A 7,194-nucleotide genomic window follows, 5' to 3' on the forward strand; every position below is an offset into this window, starting at 1 on the left:
TCGGCCCTATTGGTGGTTGAACTTAAACATCAAGGAAGCGAACGTCTTTGGCGTTACGGGTGATAAAGCTGCGCCGAGCCTCGACGTCCTCGCCCATCAGAATGGAGAACAGCTCGTCGGCGGCTGCGGCGTCGTCCAACGTCACCTGGCGCAGCACGCGCACCGACGGATCCATCGTGGTTTCCCACAGCTCCTTGGCGTCCATCTCGCCGAGACCCTTGTAGCGCTGGATGCCGTCGTCGACGTTGATCTTCCTGCCCGCCTTCTTGCCGGCTTCCAGCAGCCCGTCACGCTCGCGGTCGGAATAGGCGAATTCCGGTTCGCTGCGCTGCCACTTCAGCTTGTACAGCGGCGGTTGCGCCAGGAATATGTGCCCGTTTTCCACCAGCGGCTTCATGAACCGGAACAGCAGCGTCAACAACAACGTCGAGATGTGCTGGCCGTCGACGTCGGCGTCGGCCATCAACACAATCTTGTGATAGCGCAGCTTGGCGAGGTCGAACTCATCGTGAATACCGGTGCCCAGCGCGGTGATGATGGCCTGGACCTCGGTGTTCTTCAGCACCCGGTCGATGCGGGCCTTCTCGACGTTGATGATCTTGCCGCGCAACGGCAGGATCGCCTGGAACATCGAGTCCCGGCCGCTTTTCGCCGAGCCGCCAGCCGAATCACCCTCCACCACATACAGTTCCGACTTGCGCGGGTCGGTGGACCGACAGTCCGCCAGCTTGCCTGGCAGCCCGCCGATGTCCGTCGCGCTCTTGCGGCGCACCAGCTCACGGGCCTTGCGCGCCGCGATGCGGGCCTGTGCCGACGAGACCGCCTTGTTCACAACGGTTTTGGCTTCGGCCGGGTTAGCCTCGAACCAGTGGCTCAGTTGCTCGTTGCAGATCTTCTGCACGAACGACTTCACCTCGGTGTTGCCGAGCTTGGTTTTCGTCTGGCCCTCGAACTGAGGCTCAGCCACCTTGACCGAGATGACCGCCGCCAAACCCTCACGGATGTCGTCGCCGGTGAGGTTGGCGTCCTTCTCCTTCAGTAACTTCTTGTCCTTGGCGTACTTGTTCACCACGCTGGTCAACGCCGCGCGGAAACCCTCTTCGTGGGTGCCGCCCTCATGGGTGTTGATCGTGTTGGCGAACGTGTGCACCGACTCGGAGTATCCGGCGTTCCACTGCATGGCGATCTCGACCTCGTGGCCTTCGCCCTTGCCGGAGAAGTCGACGATGCTCTGATGGATCGAGGTCTTGGTGCGGTTGATGTGCTTGACGTAGTCGACCAGCCCGCCGGGGTAGTGAAACGTGCGGTTCTTCACCTTGTGCGGCCCAGCGGCCTCGGCGGCTTTCTCCTCGGCCGACTTCGGTGCCTCGGCGGTATCGCTGACGACCTCGTCGGTCACTTCAGTAGCGGTCACGCGCTCGTCGACCAGTGTGATGGTCAAGCCCTTGTTGAGGAACGCCATCTCCTGAAGGCGCCGCGCGACGGTCTCGAAGTCATAGTTCGTCGTCTCGAAAATCGTCGGATCAGCCCAGAACCGCACAATGGTGCCGGTCTTCTTAGTCGCCTCACCCTGCTTGAGGGTGCCGGGCACCGACTGGTCGTAGTGCTGGAACCACTCGTGGCCGTCGCGCTTGATCTCCACCTCGAGCCGGCGGGACAACGCATTGACGACGGAAACGCCCACGCCGTGCAGACCGCCCGACACCGCATACGAGTCGGAGTCGAACTTTCCGCCGGCGTGCAGCTGTGTCATCACGACATCGACCGTCGGCGCTCCGGACGCGTGCATGCCGACCGGGATGCCGCGGCCGTCGTCGGTGACTTCGACGCCGCCGTCCTCGAGCAGTCGTACATCGACCTTGGTGGCGTGTCCGGCCATCGCCTCGTCCACGGCGTTGTCGACGACTTCCCAGATGAGGTGGTGCAAACCACGCTCACCGGTAGAGCCGATATACATGCCGGGCCGTTTGCGGACAGCCTCCAACCCCTCGAGAATCGTGATGGATTGGGCGCCGTACTCCTCTTGTGCTTTTTTCTTCGCAGCAGCCACGAGCGGAAGTGTCCCTACTTTCTGATGGGGTGGGGCTCTGGCGGTAGTCGTTACCGCCGGCAAGTCATGAGATCAGTCTACCGTCAGATGTCGACAGGACCGATTCTGAGGCGGCGTTTCTACACACCTATTCGCGCCGTCTGTGGAATTTCTCGCTCGGAGGTGCGTCCTGACGCTTGAGAACAGTGGTCGCGGCTTTGTGGCGGCTCTCAGCCAACAGCAACTTCACGATTATCCGTACGTGTCGCGCGGTCCGCGGCCGGCGATGTGATAGCGGCCTTTGCGCCACGACGGGCCCGCCGGGCCGATGATTCGCAGCGAGGTGACGACCCCGTCACCCACGGCGGCCGCGATCTTGGCCAGCAGTTGCGCCTGAACCATCCGCAGCTGTGTCGCCCAGGCCGTTGATTCAGCTGAGACGGTGAGAACGCCCTCGTTCAACGACGTCGGTGCTGCGTGCGCGGCGATCTGCTCGCCAACCACCGCTGGCCACCTGCCGAATACCGACCCTTCCGCGACTCGGCCGGACCAGCCGCGATTGCGCGCAACGTCGCTCGCCAGTGATCCGAGCGTCTGGGGATCGCGTGAATCCGGGCCCGGCCCCGACCAGCGCCGCCGGCTTGTACCCGCGACCCGCCGCGATGGGGAGCTGCGGCCTCGCCCGACATCTTTCCCTTGCACGCGCGCCGCGCCGCGCGCCTCTTCGAGCGTGCGACGCACGAGGTCCATGCCGGCGAGGCCCGCCAGGTGCGCCGGCGGGCCGGTTTCGGCGTTGTGATTAGTCATTCCTTCACCTCCGAGATCCTGCCGGAGTCCTCATCGCGCATGGTGATCTCAATTCTTCGCGCATCCCAGTCGGGCGGAATGTCCTCGCTGACGGCCGCGGTGACCAAAACCTGTTCTGCGGACGTCGCGACATTGGCCAGAGCCTGCCGGCGCGCGTTGTCCAATTCCGCGAACACATCGTCGAGCAGAAGCACTGGATCGCTTCCGTCGGCGCGCAACAATTCGTAGGCCGCCAGCCGCAAGGCCAGCGCCATCGACCACGATTCTCCGTGGCTGGCAAAGCCTTTCGCGACTTGGTCGCCGAGCCGCAGCTCGAGATCGTCGCGATGCGGGCCGACTAGGCAGACGCCGCGCTCCAGCTCGGCGTCACGCCGACGCGCCAAAGCGTCGAGTAGCGCTGCTTCGAAAAGCTCAACACTGTCGGTGCCGGCCGCCGCCTCGTTTTCGATCATCTCGACACCACTGCGGTATCGAATCGACGCGGGCCGCGACGACGGCGCCAACAGTTGATAGGCCTTCTCAACCTCGGGGGCCAATAGGTTGACCAATTCCACCCGCGCGGCGATCAACTGCGCGCCGTGGGCGGCGAGATGGCCGTCCCATACATCCAGCGTGTCCAGAACTCCCCGATCACCACGATGCCGAGCCGCCGATGCGGTCTTCAACAGCGCCGTGCGCTGACGGACGACTCGGTCGTAATCCGCACGCACCGCCGCGATGCGGGGCCGCCGCGTCGTTGCGAGTTCGTCCAAGAACCGGCGGCGCTCACCGGGATCGCCGCGGACCAGCGCCAGGTCTTCCGGAGCGAACAGAACTGCGCGCAGGACGCCAAGAATCTCGCGCGCAGCGCGGACGGGGGAGCGGTTCAGCCGCGCCTTGTTCGCCCGGCCTGCATTGACCTCGACGTCGATCGCTAACTCGCGGCCCTCGTTGACGACAATGGTCGACACCACCGCGCGTTCCGCGCCGGCCCGGATCAGCGGCGCGTCCGTCGCCACCCGATGCGAACCGAGTGTCGCCGAATACCACAGCGCCTCAACAAGATTCGTCTTGCCAAAACCATTCGGGCCGACGAACACCGTCCTGCCGGGCTCGAGGTCAAGCTCGACCCTCGGCCACGATCGGAAGTCGGTCAACCCGAGGTGGCGGACGTACACCTATCCAGACTCACTGACCCGCTTGACCGCGTGCCCGCCGAATTGGTTGCGCAACGCCGAAACGGCCTTCATCGCAGGGGAGTCGTCTTGGCGCGACGCGAACCGCGCAAACAACGACGCGGCGATCACCGGCATCGGTACGCGATGGCTGATGGCCTCTTCGACCGTCCAGCGGCCTTCGCCGGAATCCTCGGTGAAACCGCTGATGTCGACGAACTTCGGATCTTCCTTCAACGCCTTCGCGAGCAGTTGCTGCAACCACGAGCGGACCACCGTGCCATTGCTCCAGGCCTGAATGACAGCCTGGGTGTCGGTGATCAGCTCTTCGGCCGCCAACAATTCATAGCCTTCGGCATAGGCCATCATCAGCCCGTACTCGATGCCGTTGTGCACCATCTTCGCGTAATGACCCGCGCCGACCGGCCCGGCGTGGACGAATCCGTCTTCCCGTGGCCCCGGCGGACGAAGGGTGTCGAAGATCGGCATCGCCTGCTCGACGTCGGCATCACTACCGCCGACCATCAGGCCGTAACCTTCCTTGAGGCCCCAGACGCCACCCGATACACCCGCGTCGATGAACTTGATTTCCTTGTCGCCCAATAGTTTTGCGTGCGGGCCATCCTCGGTGTAGCGCGAGTTGCCTCCGTCGATGACCATGTCACCCGCGCTGAGCTCCTCAGCAAGTGAGGCGATGGTTTCGCGCGTTATCGGCCCTGACGGCACCATCACCCAGACCACCCGCGGCGCGGTGAGCGCCTCCGCCAGTGCGCCCAGCGTTGGTACATCGGTGACCTCTGGGCGCGGGTCGTAGCCGATGACTTCGTGTCCGCCCTCGCGCAACCGCTCTCGCATGTTGAAGCCCATCTTGCCCAGGCCGACCAACCCCAGTTGCATGTGCGCCTCTTTCGTGGCGTAGGGCCGGTCAGCCCGGAAGCCGCACCGGCATCAACAGGTAGACGTAATCGGTTTGAGCAGCGGGGAACGGCCCCGCCGCGCCGACGTCTCCATCATCCTCACCCGCCGGCCGCAGCACAGCTGGACGGCTGGGTGTCGTGAAACCGAACGTCACTCGCTCCGAGTGCAGCGACCCCAAACCATCTGTGAGATACGTCGGGTTGAACGCGATCGTCAGCGGTTCACCCGAGAACGCCACGGGAAGATCCTCTTCCGCGCGGCCGACATCGTCGGCGCCTGCGGACAGACGAAGTGAGTCGTCGGCGAATTCCATTCGCACTTGTGCACCGCGGTCTGCCACCAATGCCACACGTTTGATGGCTTCGGTGAGCTCGGCGACACCGATGGTCGCGATCGCGGTGTGTTCAGCGGGCAGCAATTGGCGGAACTTCGGGAACTCGGCGTCGAGCAGGCGCGTGGTGCTGCGCTTTCCTTCGCTGCGGATACCCAGCAAGCCTTCTTTACCAACGGCGGCTCCGGCACCCAATGACAAGTGCACGTCGGCACCGTCGGCACCGGCCTTGGCTGCCTCGGCCAGAGTCTTCGCCGGCACCAGCACCGCAGCTTCGATTTCTGCCGATTCGGTGGACCAGGTCAGCTCGCGAACGGCCAACCGGAACCGGTCGGTTGCTGCCAAAACGACCTTCTCACCGGAAATTTCAACCCGGATACCAGTCAACATAGGCAAGGTGTCGTCTCGGCCAGCGGCAACCGCCACCTGTCCGATCGCCTCGGCGAACAACTGCGAGGAAATAACTCCGGTGTCGTCGGGAAGGGCCGGTAGCGCGGGGTAGTCCTCCACCGCCAACGTCGGCAACGAGAACCGTGCGCTGCCGCAGGTCAATGACACCCGGGTGCCCTCGACGCTGACGTCGACAGGCTTGGCAGGCAACGCCCGCGTGATGTCGGACAACAGCCGCCCCGACACCAAAACGCTTCCTGGAGAAGCGATTTCAGCCGCGACCTGTACTTCGGCCGACACTTCGTAGTCGAACCCGGAGATGGTCAGCCCGTCGTCGGATCCGGTCAGCAACACACCGGCCAGGACGGGAACCGTGGGTCGGGACGGGAGATTGCGCGCAACCCAGGCGACGGCGTCGGCGAAGTCTTCGCGTACCAGGCGGAATTTCAAATCGGTGAGACCAACTGTTGTCGTCGCCACGTCCATAGCGTCCCTTCGATCAACACCACAATAAGGTCTAACCAGCGGTTTCCCGGTGTCACACCACGCTTCTTGGCGATGCGTTGGGACGACCGTAACGGCTGTCGATGAACCACCGTAGAGCTTTCCGCCTCAACTTGAAAGCTAATCGATGGGGCTGACATCGGCGGTTGTAACCCGACTCCACAGTGAGCCGTCCGAGATGTCCCCAAGCCGCTTCTTCTAGGAAGAAACTTCAGAGATATACGAGCAACAGTAATAGGGCCTGTGGATGTTGGGGATGAACGGGTGTCAGGCCTGCGTGGCATGCGTGTCCGGATGTGAGCGGATTGTGGATGGTTTGTGACGGCGGCCGCCGCAGCTGTGGACGTGGCGGAGATTGTGTAACAAGCACCGACTCATTGGCCGGTTGATCCCAAGTTGTCCACATGTGTTTTCACACCCGCTCGGTGTGACTCGTGATGCCGTCGGTGCCAAAGTTTTTTTGAACTTTTGTTGTCGGCAGTCGCCGGTTTCGGCGTCGAGAGTGCGAGATATGGGAGAGTGCGGCCCAATGCCGGGTCGCAGAGTGCTACACGAACCGCGTTCAGCGCTTGGAGCGTTGGCGGATTCGGGTGGTGAGTTCCTTGACGTGATCGAAGACTTCGCGACGTTCGGCCATCTCGCCGCGAATCTTCTTTTCGGCGTACATGACGGTGGTGTGATCACGTCCGAACGCCTGGCCGATCTTGGGCAGCGATAGATCAGTCAGCTCGCGGCAGAGGTACATGGCGATCTGGCGGGATTGAGCCAGCGCGCGGGTCTTGCCGGGACCGCGCAGTTCTTCCACGCTGGTTTCGAAGTACTCGGCGGTGGCCGCCATGATCGCCGCCGTGCTGATCTGCATGGTGCTCGCATCAGAGATCAGGTCACGCAGGACGATTTCCGCTAGCGACTTGTCGATCGGCGTCTTGTTTAGGGACGCGAAGGCGGTGACACGGATCAGCGCGCCCTCGAGGGCACGGATGTTGCTCGTGATCCGTGAGGCGATCAGCTCGAGCGTCTCGGCCGGCACCGGGCTGTGGTCGCGCTCGGCCTTGTTGCGC

5 protein-coding genes and 1 pseudogene are annotated in these 7,194 nt (G+C 63.4%); all 6 read right to left on the reverse strand.

The features are described from left to right. Positions 1–22: 22 nt before the first annotated feature. On the reverse strand, positions 23–2,050 hold the full coding sequence (gyrB, locus tag VFH65_RS08105) for a DNA topoisomerase (ATP-hydrolyzing) subunit B (protein WP_353320632.1): 2,028 nt from the start codon (positions 2,048–2,050) through the stop codon (positions 23–25). A gap of 231 nt (positions 2,051–2,281) precedes the next feature. Continuing rightward, positions 2,282–2,836: a DUF721 family protein gene (locus VFH65_RS08110; protein ID WP_353320633.1), complete on the reverse strand. Its 555-nt coding sequence runs from the start codon at positions 2,834–2,836 to the stop codon at positions 2,282–2,284. Next, positions 2,833–3,993 (reverse strand): DNA replication/repair protein RecF, encoded by a 1,161-nt coding sequence (gene recF / locus VFH65_RS08115; protein WP_353320634.1) that lies wholly within the window; start codon positions 3,991–3,993, stop codon positions 2,833–2,835. The genes VFH65_RS08110 and recF overlap by 4 nt, the downstream gene beginning before the upstream one ends. Then, a pseudogene (gene gnd / locus VFH65_RS08120) lies at positions 3,994–4,893 on the reverse strand (phosphogluconate dehydrogenase (NAD(+)-dependent, decarboxylating)); the annotation flags it as partial. A 22-nt stretch (positions 4,894–4,915) separates the two neighbouring features. Beyond that, the gene (gene dnaN / locus VFH65_RS08125) at positions 4,916–6,115 is read right to left on the reverse strand and encodes a DNA polymerase III subunit beta (protein WP_353320635.1); all 1,200 of its coding nucleotides are present in this window, start codon (positions 6,113–6,115) and stop codon (positions 4,916–4,918) included. 580 nt (positions 6,116–6,695) lie between these two features. Continuing rightward, positions 6,696–7,194, reverse strand: a 499-nt coding sequence (locus VFH65_RS08130) for a helix-turn-helix domain-containing protein (protein WP_353320636.1), incomplete at its 5' end; no start/stop codon positions are given.

It is taken from the genome of Mycobacterium sp., assembly GCF_035697385.1.
In the GTDB taxonomy this organism is placed as follows: domain Bacteria; phylum Actinomycetota; class Actinomycetes; order Mycobacteriales; family Mycobacteriaceae; genus Mycobacterium.